Origin of the sequence: Flavobacterium aciduliphilum (assembly GCF_003268855.1) — a bacterium.
GTDB lineage: Bacteria > Bacteroidota > Bacteroidia > Flavobacteriales > Flavobacteriaceae > Flavobacterium > Flavobacterium aciduliphilum.
The window spans coordinates 1-14,425 of sequence record NZ_QLSZ01000005.1 but is presented as its reverse complement, the minus strand read 5'-3'; the positions used below and the strand labels follow the sequence as shown (position 1 = coordinate 14,425).

The following is a 14,425-nucleotide window of genomic DNA, read 5'->3' as shown; positions in this document are numbered from 1 at the left end:
GCTAATAATTTTGTTACTAGCACTTATGGGCATTATTTTTTATTCGTTATCTCTTCCAAAACGATGAAATCGGTTGTTATACGCATTAAAATCGACTTTGGATTTTGTGTAAAAATCATGATCACCGTGTTTTTTCATTACTAATAATAAACTTCTGTACCGCTCAATCGCTGTGATGATATCGGTAGTCATAAAGCTTTGGTCAGGAGCACTAAACGTACTGTAATATTTTAATTCTTCTTGATACTTTAGTATTAATTTTGAAATTAGTTCCCTTGCTTTTTGTTTTTCTCCAATTTCATAATACCCTGTAGCAAAAGGCTCTATGGTTAAATAATAACCATAAAAATCAAGCGGCATTTTGTTTAAGGCTAATTCGATGACGTTCTTTGCTTTACCATATTGTTTATCAGCAATTAAATTATTCATTAAGCGCGCCATATTCGTTCTATATGAAATGGCATTTCTTCTAGTTTCAGGGTCGTGATATATTTTGGTGCTTTCTCCATTTCCCCATTCCCAATTCATAACGAGATGATACATTTTTTCGGTATCGAGTTGACCCATATCGGGATAATCATCTTCATTTACTGGAGTTTTAATAGGAACTAATTTATAGACCATCCCGTCAAGTTGTAAATAGTCTTTCATCCATAAATAATCGTCATCGCCAAAACTTCCGGGACTAAAATAGATAGGTCTTTTCCAATTGTTATTGTTTAGGATATCAAACATAATGAGTCTGTTTTTGTATAATGCCCCTCCTTTGACATCAATATCAATATAAGGTACAATAGAATCATATTGTTTTGGATTGACCATATGGTTAGCTATTATTACATTCTTATCAATTGGGATTCTGAATTTATTAGTAGGGAAAAAGTGAAGTTTGTGTCCGCTTTGCATTTCAATTTTTGTGCGTTCATCTTCGCTTTTTGCAAAATTGATTAAGTCGTTAAGATTCCATCTATTTTTGGTTTGTTTGTTAAAAATGATGGCATCACGATTGTCTGCAACATATTGTTGGTGTTTAAATGAAATAGGAAGTCCTTCCGATTGGTAGGTTTTCATTTTCATCTGATCAATATACCAATCGGTCATTAATAAACTTGTATTGACAATTTTTACATCGGTTCTATATCCTTCAATTTCTTGGGCATACCAAAGAGGAAATGTGTCGTTGTCTCCTATGGTGAAGAGGATTCCGTTTTTATCACAAGAGGCCAAATAGTTTTTTGCCATAGCGATTGCTGTATATCTTCCGGAACGGTCGTGATCATCCCAGTTTTGAGAGGCCATGAGTATTGGGGCTGCAAACAAACAGCAAATCATTACTACAGGTCCCACCAATTTGGAAGCAATTTTTTCTTTAATCATCTCGTAAATTGCATATATACCAAATCCAACCCAAAGCGCAAACACATAGAAGGAACCTACTAGTGCATAATCGCGTTCTCTAGGTTCGAAAGGTCTTTCATTCAAGTAAATTTTAAGGGCTAAACCAGTAAATAAGAATAAGGCTAATAATACATAAAAACTTTTAAGATCTCTCTGAGCATGATACATCAGTCCTATTAAGCCAATGAAGAATGGAAGAAAGTAGTATAGATTTCTCCCTTTATTATTTTTAACATCTGACGAAAGGTTGTCTTGAGAGCCTAAATGAATTTTGTCAATAGCTTTAATGCCGCTCATCCAATTCCCATCAAGATTGTCATACCTTCCTTGATTGTCATTTTGTCTACCTACAAAATTCCATAATAAGTATCTACCATACATGTAACCAAATTGATACTCCACCATAAAGCTTAGGTTGTCCCAAGCTGAGGGTTTTTCTACGTCTAAGTAGTCGCCATAAGCTTTTAAAAATGAAACATAGCCATCATTATCAATTTTTCCTGAAGCGTAGGCTTGTCTAAATTCGGCAACAACATCTGTTAACTCTTTTTCTTCTGCATAATCCGCTTTTATTTTGAATTTTGGAACGCCAGTAAAATTAATATATCCTTGAATATTATCGGTACTCCACATTCTTGGAAGAATTGCTTTGTGTGCATCATCAGTATTTTGTTCGGCGTTTTTATAGTCATTGACAATGACATATTTTCCTGTTTGTTCATTTCTTTCATAATTTGGTGCTTTGTCCAAATAAGGATTGTTTGGATCTAGACCCGCAAAAACATCAGTATATTGTGGTCCGTAAAACAAAGGATTTACACCGTATTGTTCACGGTTATAATAGGCTAAAACTTCAGCGGCATCAGAAGGCTTGTTTTCATTAATTGGTGTATTAGCATTAGCTCGAATAGGAAGCATCATCCAAGTGGAAAACCCAATGAGTAAAAACAAAATACATAAAAGAATGGTATTGTAGGTAGGATGATTTTTTGCTCTCGTATATTTTAAACCAAAATAAAAAAAGGCAACAATGACAAGTAAAGCAAAAATTGTTCCCGAATTAAAAGGTAAGCCCATATTGTTTACCATAAAAATTTCAGTCTTACCGAAGAAGGCTAATGTATAAGGAAGTAAAAGTTTGAATATAAATAAGAGTACCGCTACTATAATAATATTGGCTATTATAAAATTTTTTATCGTTACTTTTTGATAGTTTTTAAAATAGTATAAAAATCCAATAGATGGGATAGTCAGCAGAGCCATAAAATGAACCCCAAAAGAAAGCCCAACAACTAAACTAATTAAAAGCAACCAACGGTTTCCTCTGTGTTCATGCATGTCTTGTTCCCAACGTAAACCTAGCCAAAGTAACAATGAGATGAGCAACATAGCCATAGCGTAAACTTCTGCTTCAACAGCATTAAACCAAAAGCTATCTGAAAATGTAAATGTCAAGGCTCCAATTAATGAACTTCCTAAAATTACAATACTATTGTTTTTGTTTATTTCGGTGTATGAAGAAACTACTTTCTTTAGGATAATTGTGGAAGACCAAAACATGAATAGGATGGTGAACGCGCTCGAAAAAACAGACATCATGTTAACCATAAGTGCAACAGTTTCTTTGCTTGTGGCAAACATAGCAAAAAAAGCACCTAACATTTGGAATAGTGGTGCTCCAGGAGGGTGACCTACTTCAAGTTTTGCTGCTGTTGGAATGTATTCTCCACAATCCCAAAAACTCATGGTGGGTTCAACAGTTAGAGTGTATGTTAATAATGCGATTGAAAAAGCGACCCAACCTATGATGTTATTCCATTTTTTGAAGTTAAATGCTGACATAATATATGTATCAAATTAATTGAAATGCAAAGAAACTATTTTTTTGTGTATTGAAGTACGACTTAACAAAATTTTCTAAAATCTCTTTTTATTTCTAATATTTTGAAAGACATGTAGATAAGAAAAAGCAGTGTAAAATTTGATTTTCTTGTTCTAAAAAATGATTAAAAAAACGTCTGAAAATTTGTTTTAAATAAAAAATGTTTTAAATTTGCACCCGCAATCAAGCAGTATTGGTCTATGGTGTAATGGTAACACTACGGTTTTTGGTGCCGTCTTTCTAGGTTCGAGTCCTAGTAGACCAACAAAAATCCCAACTTTTTAAGTTGGGATTTTTTTTATTTCAGTACATTCAAAACAAAGAAAAGCCTCTAAAACAGAGGCTTTTCTTTGTTTTGAATGTCTTTGTTATATTTTGAAAGTAACTACGGGTTTAGTGGCGTGGTTTACTAGGTCTTCACTTATACTTCCGTTAAAGAAGTGAGAAAGTCCTTTTCTTCCGTGTGTGCTCATTCCGATTAAATCAGCGTTGATGCTGTTAGCAAAATTCAAGATTCCTTTTTCAACATTAGTTTCGTTGTAGATATGAGTTTGTACTTTGCTTATGTTGTAAGGAGCAATAAAGTTTTTCATGGTTTCTTCAGCGATTGAAGTCGGAAGGAAATTGTTTGGAGTGTTTATCATAACCAAATGTAATGTTGAATTGAAGTTGTTAGCAAATTCAACCACTTTCCAGAATGGTTTTTTAATCTCTTCGCTGAAATCAGAGGCGAAAACAAAATCTTTTACCTCAAAATCTTTTTCTTCTTTTTTAATGATTAAAACAGGTACTTCAGAATTGCGAACTACTTTTTCTGCATTAGATCCAATAAACATTTCTTTGTAGCCACTAGCTCCATGTGATCCCATTACAATTAAATCGACATTGTTGATTTGGCTAATTTTTAAAATTCCGTCAAAAGCCATTTCAAATTGAATAATTTCAGAAACCTTGAGACCGTCTAAATAATCTTCGTCCATTAAGTCTTCAAGTTTTTTTATAGCTGCGTTCTTAAAAAACATAATTCCTGGAATATCTGTACCTGAACCAATAGCATCACTTGATTGGTGAGGAAGTTCTAACATGTGTAACAAAATGATTTCTCCATTGTTTTTTCTTGCGATTTGAGCGGCAACTTTAAGGGCATATTCTGCGTTTTTTGAGAAATCAGTAGGGATTAAGATTTTTTTCATAATGTTGTAAAAAAAGTATTTTTTAAATGTAAATTAATAGTGCATAAAGGTACAAAAAAAATATGAACGTAAAAGGTGTATTATAAAAAAAAAATCTATATTTGCACCATTGTTGAATTGATATAGGATAGTGAGGGAAGCAATGCTTCCCTCTTTTTATAAATTATGACTTTTAAAGATCAGGTTACAAAACTTTTGGAGGATGCACTTCAAGAAAAACCAAATTTGTTTTTAGTTGATTTTTCGATTTCAAACACTAACAAAATTAATATTATTCTTGATGGTGATGAGGGGGTGAATCTTCAAGATTGTATAGACGTGAGCAGGGCAGTAGAACATAATCTTGATAGAGAAGAACTTGATTTTGAGTTGGAAGTAGCCTCTGTTGGGGTGGGTTCTCCTTTAAAATTTGTACGACAGTACAAAAAAAATATTGGAAGATATCTGGTTGTAAAAACAAACGATCAAACGATAGAGGCAATTCTAAGTGCTGCTGATGATAAAAAAATTACACTCTCTTGGGAAGCAAGAGAACCAAAAAAAATAGGAAAGGGGAAAGAAACTGTACAAAAGTCCCTTGAATTATCATATAATGAAATAAAAGAAGCAATTGTTACAATAAAATTTTAATACGTTAAGGAATGGAAAATATTGCATTAATCGAATCATTCTCAGAGTTTAAAGATGATAAACTAATTGATCGAGTAACGCTAATGGCGATTTTGGAAGATGTGTTTAGAAATGCATTAAAGAAAAAGTATGGTTCGGATGACAATTTTGATATTATCATTAATCCAGACAAAGGAGATATGGAAATCTGGAGAAGAAGAATTGTTGTAGCAGACGATGATTTGGATTTGGAAAATGAAGAAATCACTTTGACCGAAGCAAGAAAAATTGAACCCGATTTTGAAATTGGAGAAGAGGTGTCAGAGGAAGTAAAATTAATTGATTTAGGAAGAAGAGCTATTTTGGCATTACGTCAAAATTTAATTTCTAAAATTCACGAACATGATAACACAAATTTGTACAAACAATTCAAAGATATTGTTGGTGAAGTGTATTCTGCTGAGGTTCATCATGTACGACCTAAAGTAGTAATATTAGTTGACGACGAAGGAAATGAAATCGTGTTGCCAAAAGAAAAACAAATTCCTTCTGATTTTTTTAGAAAAGGCGATCATGTTAAAGGAGTGATTGAAAGTGTTGAACTTAAAGGAAATAAACCTCAAATTATCATGTCGAGAACCTCTGAGAAGTTCTTAGAAAAATTATTTGAACAAGAAATTCCAGAAGTTTTCGATGGCTTAATTATGATTAAGAAAGTAGTCAGAATCCCAGGTGAAAAAGCAAAAGTAGCGGTAGATTCTTATGATGATAGAATTGATCCAGTAGGGGCATGTGTTGGTATGAAAGGGTCTCGTATTCATGGGATTGTAAGGGAGTTAGGTAATGAAAATATTGATGTCATCAACTATACAACAAATTCTTCCTTGTTAATTACAAGAGCTTTAAGTCCTGCAAAAGTATCGTCTGTAAAAATTGATGAAGAGAGTAAAAGAGCTGAGGTGTTTTTAAAATTAGAAGAAGTTTCTAAAGCCATTGGAAGAGGGGGACAAAATATCAAGCTTGCGAGCATGCTAACAGGCTACGAATTAGATGTAATTAGAGAAGGTAGCTCGGCTGAAGATGATGATGTAGAATTAACTGAATTTTCTGACGAAATCGATGGATGGATTATTGACGAATTTGCTAAAATCGGATTAGATACTGCCAAAAGTATTTTAAAGCAAGATATCGCAGATTTAGCCAGAAGAACCGATTTAGAAGAAGAAACCATACAAGAAGTAATGCGTATTTTAAAAGAAGAATTTGAAGATTAATTCTTGTTTAAAAAAAAAATAAAAGAACTTATAAAAGATTTTATGTCTGAAGAAAGAAATATTAGAATAAACAAAGTTTTAAGGGAATTAAATATTTCGTTAGAAAGAGCTGTCGATTATCTTAAAGATAAAGGAATAGCCATTGAGGCTAATCCAAATGCTAAGATATCTGACAAAGAATTTGATATTCTACAAAATCAATTCGCTGGTGACAAAGGCAATAAAGAAGCCTCAAAAGGTGTTGGTGAAGAAATTAAAAAAGAGAAAGAAGCTCTAAGACTTGAAAGAGAGAGAGAAATTGAAGAAAAGAAACGTGCAGAAGAAGAGCGTCAACGTCAAGAAGTAATTAAAGCCAAAGCGGTTGTAACTGGACCTAAACAGATCGGGAAAATTGATTTAGAACCTGCTAAGTCTGTAGCAACTAAAGCAGAACCAGTTTCTATTGTAGAAAATTCTCAGACAGAAAAAACTGTAGAAAAAGTTAAGAAAGAAAAGAAAGAGCTACCCGTTCAAGAAGCGATTCCTGTAAATAAAAAAGAATCGGTTCAAGAACCTAAAGAAGTTGAGACGGAATCAAAAACTCCCGAAAAAATAGTAGATAACCATGAGAATTCTTTGGTGGATGATACGTACACTACACAGTATCAAAATTTAACTGGCCCAACATTGACGGGTCAAAAAATCGACTTGTCTCAGTTCGAAAAACCTAAGAAAAAAGTTGAACCTGTTAAAAGTGGCGCTCAAGGGAAACCTGATGCGAATGCGAACAAAAACAAACGTAAACGAATTCAGACGAAACCAAATGAAGCTCGACCCAATCAAAGTGGTGGAAATGTAGTTGGTGGCTCCAATAAACCTTCAGGACCAGGAGGTAACAAACCTGGAGGAAATAAATCGAATTTCCAAAAAGGACATAGACCCGCAGTAGTTCAAAAAGTTGAGCCTACGGAAGAAGAAGTAAAAAATCAAATTAAAGAAACTCTTGAAAGACTTCAAGGTAAAGGAAACAAATCAAAAGCTTCTAAATATAGAAGAGATAAAAGAGATACACACCGTCAACGTTCAGATGAAGAACAAAGAGCGTTGGAAGAAGGCAGCAAAACATTAAAAGTTACGGAATTTGTAACTGTTGGTGAAATCGCTAGTATGATGGATGTGCCTATTACCAAGGTTATTGGTACGTGTATGTCTTTGGGAATCATGGTAACCATGAACCAACGTTTGGATGCAGAAACCTTGACTATTGTTGCCGACGAGTTTGGTTATAATGTAGAGTTTATCACGACAGATATTGAAGAAGCTATCGAAGTAGTTGAAGATCGTCAAGAAGATTTAGTGACAAGAGCTCCTATTGTAACCGTTATGGGTCACGTAGATCATGGTAAAACGTCTTTGTTAGATAATATTCGAAAAGAAAATGTAATTGCTGGAGAATCTGGAGGGATTACGCAACACATTGGAGCTTATGCGGTTCAATTAGAAAATGGTCAAAAAATAACTTTTTTAGACACACCAGGACACGAGGCGTTTACCGCAATGCGTGCTAGAGGGGCTCAAGTAACAGATATTGCAATTATTGTGATTGCTGCGGATGATGATATTATGCCTCAAACGAAAGAAGCTATCAGTCACGCACAAGCAGCTGGTGTTCCAATGATTTTTGCTATAAATAAAGTCGATAAACCTAATGCAAATCCCGATAAAATAAAGGAAAAATTAGCAGCAATGAATCTGTTAGTGGAAGATTGGGGAGGAAAGTATCAATCGCATGATATTTCTGCAAAAATGGGTATTGGCGTTAAAGAGCTTCTAGAAAAAGTATTATTGGAAGCCGAAATATTAGATTTGAAAGCAAATCCGAACAAACCTGCCATCGGTACAGTAGTTGAAGCCCAATTGGATAAAGGAAGAGGTTATGTATCAACTGTATTAGTACAAGCAGGTACTTTGAGAGTGGGAGATTACGTATTGGCAGGTAAAAATCATGGTAAAGTGAAAGCGATGCATGATGAAAGAGGGAATAGTGTTAAACAAGCTGGACCATCGACACCTATTTCAATTTTAGGATTGGATGGAGCTCCAACAGCGGGAGATAAATTCAGTGTGTTCGAAGATGAACGTGAAGCAAAACAAATTGCTGTGAAAAGAGCTCAATTGTTGAGAGAACAATCTGTTCGTACCCAAAGACATATTACTTTAGCTGAAATCGGACGAAGAATAGCGTTAGGTCAATTTAAAGAATTGAATATTATTCTTAAAGGAGATGTTGATGGTTCTGTTGAAGCCCTTTCAAGTTCTTTTGCAAAATTATCTACTGATGAAATTCAAATTAATATCATACATAAAGGTGTTGGAGCCATAACAGAAACCGACGTAATGTTGGCTTCTGCTTCCGATGCGATTATTATTGGATTTAATGTTCGTCCTGCTGGAAATGCGAGACAATTGGCAGACAAAGAAGAAATAGATATCAGAAATTATTCTATTATTTACGATGCTATTGACGACTTGAAAGATGCTATGGAAGGAATGTTGTCTCCAGAAATGAAGGAAGAAATCACAGGAACGGCTGAAATTAGAGAAACTTTCAAAATATCTAAAGTGGGTACCATTGCAGGATGTATGGTTACTGATGGTAAAATATTTAGAAATTCTAAGATACGCTTAATTAGAGAAGGAGTCGTAATTTACACTGGAGAACTTGCTGCTCTGAAGCGATTCAAAGACGATGTTAAAGAAGTTTCCAAAGGGTACGATTGTGGAATGCAAATTAAAAACTATAATGATATTGAACAATATGATATCATTGAGGCTTTCCAACAAGTTGAAGTTAAGAAAAAATTAAAATAGTAAAAACCGGTTCGAATTGTAAAATGAACCGGTTTTTTTAGCTTATAAAAAAGAAAATACTATTTAAAAGTGTTATTGCTGTATTCCAAAAAACACAAGGAAAAATATATCGAGCTATTTTTGGATCTATTTTTTTTGATTTTAAATATAATTCGTACAAAAATAGAGTAGTTAATACAGATTCGATGAGTGCTAATGTAACATTTTGTAGACAGAAGAAGATATAAAACCAGAGTGTTACAAGCACAAAACCTAAAATATAATAAGAAAAAGCCTGTTTGAAGTCTACTTCAAATTTGTCAAAAGTATTCCATAATAAACCTCCAAACAATCCGTATAAAAAATAAAAGATTGAAGCAAAAGTAATCCACAAAGGTGGAGATATAAAAAATAAGGGATTTGTAGGTTTTTGAAACCAAGAATAAAAACTTTCTTGAATCAATAATCCTGATAAATATCCGATGATTAAGCTTGTAAAAAGGGTAATCAAAAGTCTTAGTTGTCTTTGCATAAAGTTTTTGGTCAAATATACTATTCTGTTTAATATTGATAGATAAAAAAGTATCTTTGTATAAAATTTTTACCTATGCTTGTAGAAAAAGATTTTGTTTATAATCACAATTTCGAATTAATTGATGGTGGAATTTCTGAATGGAGTGCTCCTAGCAACATTGCCTTAGTTAAATATTGGGGTAAAAAAGACCATCAGATTCCAGCAAATCCATCGATTAGTTTTACTCTTAAGAATTGTAAAACCACTACAAAAATCGAATTTAAGAAAAAAGGTTCTAATACGAATAAAGAGGGTTTTTCTTTTGATTTTATTTTTGATGGGAAAACAAATGATGCATTTAAACCCAAAATTCAAAAGTTTTTAGAACGGATAAATGTGTATTGTCCCTACTTGACAAATTATCACTTAATGATTTCTTCTTCAAATACGTTTCCACATAGTTCTGGTATAGCTTCTTCAGCATCAGGAATGGCTGCTTTAGCTATGAATGTAATGGATTTTGAACGACTTTTAAATCCTGAAATGTCAGATGATTTTTTTTATAAAAAAGCTTCTTTTTTAGCTCGTTTAGGTTCAGGAAGCGCTTGTAGAAGTGTTAATGGGAGTATTGTGGCTTGGGGCAAACAGAAAGATTTTACAGAAAGTAATGATTGGTTTGGTGTTGAAGTAAAACAAATAGCACCGGTTTTTTTGACATTTCAAGATACTATTTTACTAGTAGATAAAGGAGAAAAAAAAGTCTCCAGTACGGTTGGACATAATTTAATGATTAACCATCCGTTTTCGGAACAACGATTTATTCAGGCCCACGAAACGATGTCTAAATTAAAGAGTGTTTTGGAACAAGGCCTTTTGGAGAAATTTATTACAATCGTAGAGCGAGAAGCATTAACACTTCATGCTATGATGATGACCTCGTTGCCATATTTTGTTTTAATGAAACCTAATACGTTGCATATCATTAATAAAATATGGGAGTTTAGAGCAAAAACAAATATTTCAGTCTGTTTTACACTTGATGCTGGAGCTAATGTTCATGTCTTATATCCAGAAAATGTAAAAGAAATTGTTTTACAATTTATTAATTCAGAATTAGTTGGCTATTGTCAAAATGATCAGTATATTTGTGATGAGATTGGTCATGGAGCCCAAAAAATAATTTAATTTTAAAATATTATGAAAGGACCGTTATTTTATTCTAAGATTTTACTTTTTGGAGAATATGGTATTATTAAGGATTCTAAAGGCTTATCAATACCATATAATTTTTACAATGGGGCTTTAAAATTGGATAAAAATACTTCAGAAGAAGCAAAAAAATCCAATGAAAATTTATCAAAATTCGTTACTTACTTAGAAAATTTAAAAGAACAAGGTGAACTTCTTGTTGATTATAATTTTCATTTACTTAAAGAGGATATACTAAATGGTTTATATTTTGATTCTAGTATTCCTCAAGGTTATGGTGTAGGGAGTAGTGGTGCTTTAGTTGCAGCTATTTACGACAAGTACGCTGTAAATAAAATTACCGTTTTGGAAAATTTAACTCGTGAGAAATTATTAGAATTAAAAGCTGTTTTTTCCCAAATGGAGTCTTTTTTTCACGGGAAAAGTTCTGGTTTAGACCCTTTAAACAGTTATTTAAGTATTCCCATATTAATCAATTCTAAAGACAATATTGAAGCTACAGGTATTCCATCTCAAACAAAAGAAGGAAGAGGTGCTGTATTTTTACTTGATTCAGGTATTGTTGGAGAAACCGCTCCAATGGTAAATATATTTATGGAAAATCTTAAAGATCAAGGTTTTCGTAAAATGCTCAAAAATCAATTTGTTAAATATACCGATTTGTGTGTTGAAAATTTCTTAGGAGGTGATAAAAAATCACTTTTTTCAAACACTAAAAAATTATCTACTGTGGTTTTAGATAACTTCAAACCTATGATTCCTGAACAATTTCATGGAATTTGGCAGAAAGGAATCGATACGAACGATTACTATTTAAAATTGTGTGGTTCAGGTGGTGGCGGTTATATCCTTGGATTTACTGAAGATTTTGAAAAAGCGCAACAATCACTCAAAGGATATAAGTTAGAGGTTGTGTATCAGTTTTAACTTTTTAAAATGAATAAACAGACAAAAATAGTCATGCTGAAAATATTTAGCATGTTTTCTGTTGTTCGTGGGTACAATATTCCTGTAATAGCATTCGCACAATATTTAGCTGCTATTTTTATTATATCTCCCAATCGAAGAGCTCTTTCAATTATCTTAGATGGTAATTTGCTAATTCTTGTCTTGTCTTCTTCATTAACAATAGCAACAGGGTACATCATAAATAACTTTTATGATAGTAAAAAAGATTTGATAAATCGCCCCAAGAAATCTCAAATAGATCGATTGGTTAGTCAGGCTACAAAATTACAGGTATATTTTACAGTAAATATAGTTGTTGTATTATTGGCCTTTCTAATATCTTTTCGAGCTGTTTTATTTTTTTCATTTTACATTTTTTTTATATGGTTTTATTCTCATAAATTAAAAAAGTATGCTATTGTAGGGAATTTGACAGCCTCTTTCCTTGCAGTATTCCCTTTCTTTGCTATTTTCTTATATTATAAAAATTTATTTCCTCAAATATTTGTTCACGCCCTTTTTCTGTTCTTACTCTTATTTATAAGAGAAATTGTTAAAGATTTTGAAAATTTAAAAGGTGATATTGCCAATAATTATAGTACTATTCCAGTGAAATATGGTGAATTATTTGCTAAAAGAATTATTTTAATATTAGTCTGTAGCACTATAGTGCCAGTATATTTTTTAGTAGATGTTTATGATGTAGGCTATATGGATTTGTATTTTTACATATGCCTTTTAGTACTTTTTATTTTTATGATAGTATTAAATAAAGCAAACGATAAAAAGCACTATCTTTTACTACATAATATTTTGAAAATAATTATTGTATCAGGAGTTTTTAGTATAGTTTTGATTAATCCAAAGGTGTTATTACACGCAGAAAAATTATTTGGTTTCTAAATTTTCATCAGTATACCATTTAGAATACATTACATAATTTGTTGAAATTCTTTCGATTTCACCTGCAAAATCTGATTGATTGATTTCCTTGACTTTTTTTGCAGGTATTCCTGCGTATATAGTTCCCGATTCAATTATAGTGTTTTGTGTAACAACTGAGCCTGCTGCGACAATTGAATTACTTTCTATAACACAATTATCCATAACAATCGCTCCCATGCCAATCAATACATTGTCTTTTATAGTGCAACCATGTACAATCGCATTATGACCTATGGATACATTGTTGCCAATAGTTGTAGGGTGTTTTTCATAGGTTGCATGTATTACCGCCCCATCTTGAATATTGACTTTGTTCCCAATTTTTATGTAATGAACATCACCTCGAACAACTGCATTAAACCAAATGCTACAGTGTTGTCCAAATTCAACATCCCCTATAATCGTAGCATTTTCTGCTATGAAACAGTTTTCTGGAATTTTAGGTGTTTTATTTTTGATTGTTTTGATAATCATAGCTACTTAAAATAAATCCCGATAAGGATATCGGGATTGTTGTTGTTAGTTAACTGCGGGACAATTACAATGGTACTTTTCTGGTTTACAGAATAAATTAATTCCCAATGTTATTTGATGAAAACCACCATTGTCAAATTTAACATTACCCATTAGATGTGAATAAGTATAAGCAAACATATAGTTCTTGAAATTAATTCCCAAAAGAGGAGTAAAGTATTGAAGTTTTTGAGATGAAATCGAATTACCTTCTACATATTCTGCGCCATCTAAACTCCTTCTGTAAGAAATTCCTCCCCATAATTTACCAAATTCTAATTCTTTATATGCTTTGATATTTAAATCGACTGTTGATTCTTTTGTTTGGAAAACATGTTGAAACATAAAAGAAGGTTCAAACATAATATTTTCTGAATCACCAAAAGTATAGCCCATATTATAGACTAATCTCTTAAGATTCACAGGTTCTTTATCAGTATATAAATCTCTTGCACTCGCTAAGGCATTTTTAACGGTTAAATGGGCGTAAAAATCCAAGTAATTATATGAAGCTCCTATGTCCATATTCATGTAGGTTGCTTTTTGGACTATAGTTCCATTGATAATTGGATCGTAAGTGGGGTTATTAGCTAAAAAACTTGTTTCGTCAAGCAAACTTTGTGCAAATCCAAAATTGACACCAAATGATAATTGATTCAAATCGATTTCGTCACGTGAAAATAAAATATGGTGAGCATAAGCAACTCTAAAACCTTTTTGAGAATGATATCCATTTTTATCATTCAATAAAATTAAACCCATACCATCTCTATCAGAAACCCTTCCATTAAAACTTAATGTTTGTAAAGCTGGAGCATCTTCTTGACCGAACCATTGTTGTCTGCCTGTTACTCTAATTTTAGCACAATTAGCAGCGCCAGCCATCGAGGGATGTAATAAAAAATAATTGTCAGATAAATAATCTGAATAAACGGGTAAAATTTCTTGAGAATACGTTTGTTTAGTAAAAATTACTGCCAAGATTAGAAATAAAAGTCTTAATTTCATGGTTGTTCTTATCTTTTTAATGAGAAATGCGCTTTAAATTGTTTAATAGCATTGGCTTCGGAGTAGTCTACAGAGAACCAGTAATCTGTTGAGAACATAGGGT

At 32.5% G+C, this 14,425-nt stretch carries 11 protein-coding genes and 1 tRNA gene; 7 read left to right on the top strand and 5 right to left on the bottom strand.

The window, feature by feature from the left end:
• Nucleotides 1-39: 39 nt before the first annotated feature.
• Complete coding sequence (locus CLV55_RS06480) at nucleotides 40-3,240, bottom strand: glycosyltransferase family 117 protein (RefSeq protein ID WP_112112942.1); 3,201 nt, start codon at nucleotides 3,238-3,240, stop codon at nucleotides 40-42.
• Nucleotides 3,241-3,474: 234 nt separating this feature from the next.
• Between CLV55_RS06480 and CLV55_RS06475 the strand changes: the two genes are divergently transcribed.
• A tRNA-Gln gene (locus tag CLV55_RS06475) sits at nucleotides 3,475-3,545 on the top strand.
• A 103-nt stretch (nucleotides 3,546-3,648) separates the two neighbouring features.
• Here the strand turns inward: CLV55_RS06475 and CLV55_RS06470 are convergent.
• Nucleotides 3,649-4,473, bottom strand: a complete 825-nt coding sequence (locus CLV55_RS06470; protein WP_112112941.1) for a universal stress protein — start codon at nucleotides 4,471-4,473, stop codon at nucleotides 3,649-3,651.
• A 165-nt stretch (nucleotides 4,474-4,638) separates the two neighbouring features.
• On the opposite strand from CLV55_RS06470, the gene rimP reads away from it, so the two are divergent.
• The 3 genes from rimP to infB are packed head-to-tail and all read left to right on the top strand — an operon-like array spanning nucleotide 4,639 to nucleotide 9,206.
• Nucleotides 4,639-5,103 (top strand): ribosome assembly cofactor RimP, encoded by a 465-nt coding sequence (gene rimP, locus CLV55_RS06465; RefSeq protein WP_112112940.1) that lies wholly within the window; start codon nucleotides 4,639-4,641, stop codon nucleotides 5,101-5,103.
• Nucleotides 5,104-5,114: 11 nt separating this feature from the next.
• Entirely contained in the window at nucleotides 5,115-6,356 is a 1,242-nt protein-coding gene (gene nusA / locus CLV55_RS06460; protein ID WP_112112939.1) for a transcription termination factor NusA, read from the top strand.
• 42 nt (nucleotides 6,357-6,398) lie between these two features.
• Nucleotides 6,399-9,206: a translation initiation factor IF-2 gene (gene infB, locus CLV55_RS06455; RefSeq protein ID WP_112113110.1), complete on the top strand. Its 2,808-nt coding sequence runs from the start codon at nucleotides 6,399-6,401 to the stop codon at nucleotides 9,204-9,206.
• 37 nt (nucleotides 9,207-9,243) lie between these two features.
• Here infB and CLV55_RS06450 read toward each other — a convergent pair whose 3' ends face one another.
• Entirely contained in the window at nucleotides 9,244-9,717 is a 474-nt protein-coding gene (locus CLV55_RS06450; protein ID WP_146739544.1) for a TspO/MBR family protein, read from the bottom strand.
• A gap of 75 nt (nucleotides 9,718-9,792) precedes the next feature.
• On the opposite strand from CLV55_RS06450, the gene CLV55_RS06445 reads away from it, so the two are divergent.
• Genes CLV55_RS06445 through CLV55_RS06435 form a run of 3 tightly spaced genes read left to right on the top strand, consistent with a single transcriptional unit; the run spans nucleotide 9,793 to nucleotide 12,759 of the window.
• Complete coding sequence (locus CLV55_RS06445; protein ID WP_112112937.1) at nucleotides 9,793-10,884, top strand: diphosphomevalonate/mevalonate 3,5-bisphosphate decarboxylase family protein; 1,092 nt, start codon at nucleotides 9,793-9,795, stop codon at nucleotides 10,882-10,884.
• Nucleotides 10,885-10,896: 12 nt separating this feature from the next.
• Nucleotides 10,897-11,835: a mevalonate kinase family protein gene (locus CLV55_RS06440; RefSeq protein ID WP_112112936.1), complete on the top strand. Its 939-nt coding sequence runs from the start codon at nucleotides 10,897-10,899 to the stop codon at nucleotides 11,833-11,835.
• A gap of 9 nt (nucleotides 11,836-11,844) precedes the next feature.
• Nucleotides 11,845-12,759 carry a geranylgeranylglycerol-phosphate geranylgeranyltransferase gene (locus CLV55_RS06435; protein ID WP_112112935.1) on the top strand — a complete coding sequence of 305 codons (915 nt, stop codon included), beginning with the start codon at nucleotides 11,845-11,847 and terminating at the stop codon, nucleotides 12,757-12,759.
• Here the strand turns inward: CLV55_RS06435 and CLV55_RS06430 are convergent.
• Nucleotides 12,745-13,275 (bottom strand): gamma carbonic anhydrase family protein, encoded by a 531-nt coding sequence (locus CLV55_RS06430; RefSeq protein WP_112112934.1) that lies wholly within the window; start codon nucleotides 13,273-13,275, stop codon nucleotides 12,745-12,747. The genes CLV55_RS06435 and CLV55_RS06430 overlap by 15 nt on opposite strands.
• A gap of 45 nt (nucleotides 13,276-13,320) precedes the next feature.
• Nucleotides 13,321-14,322 carry a PorP/SprF family type IX secretion system membrane protein gene (locus CLV55_RS06425; protein ID WP_112112933.1) on the bottom strand — a complete coding sequence of 334 codons (1,002 nt, stop codon included), beginning with the start codon at nucleotides 14,320-14,322 and terminating at the stop codon, nucleotides 13,321-13,323.
• Nucleotides 14,323-14,425: the final 103 nt, after the last annotated feature.